This is a genomic window from Neisseria sp. P0021.S006, from assembly GCF_051956895.1.
Genome location: NZ_JBQCWZ010000880.1, coordinates 1 through 601, shown reverse-complemented (window position 1 = coordinate 601; position 601 = coordinate 1). Strand labels below are relative to the sequence as shown.

The 601-nt window shown below is 49.4% G+C and carries 1 protein-coding gene; it reads right to left on the bottom strand.

Annotated elements, in window-relative coordinates:
* Positions 1–601, bottom strand: a 601-nt coding sequence (locus ACTHUM_RS17670) for an FAD-dependent oxidoreductase (RefSeq protein ID WP_440403644.1), incomplete at both ends; no start/stop codon positions are given.

Here is a 601-nt window from a genome sequence, read left to right as displayed (position 1 = left end):
GGGTCGGAAATACCGCCAATAGCGCCTGCTACGCCAAAAATTTCAACTTTTACGCCCAAACGGTGCAAAGCCTGACCCAACTCTAAGCCGATTACACCAGGACCGAATACGGCCACACTCTTAGGCAGGGTATCCCAAGAGAAAACATCATCGTTCACAATCAAGCGATCGCCCAAAACTTCCCACTGAGGGAAAATCACAGGGCGCGAACCGGTAGCAATCACAAAACTTTTTGCAGTGATTTGAGTGTGGTCATCGATTTGGACGGTGTGTTCGTCAACAAATTTTGCCGTACCCATAATACGCTTGTCGGCAGGCCACTCTTCTACATCACTGACTACAAAACCAACAAAACGGTCGCGTTCGGACTTCACGCGGTGCATGACTTCTTCGCCGTTTACCGTTACGCTGTCTTTATCCAAATGCACGCCAAACGGATCGGTATGCAGAGCATGATGGCGCGCTTCCGCAGCTGCAATCAGCAATTTGGACGGCATACAGCCGACACGCGCACAAGTTGTTCCGAATACATTGTTTTCAATCAGGTAAACATTATCTGTATGAAGTCGAGCATTGCGAAATGCGCCCATACCGGCTGTAC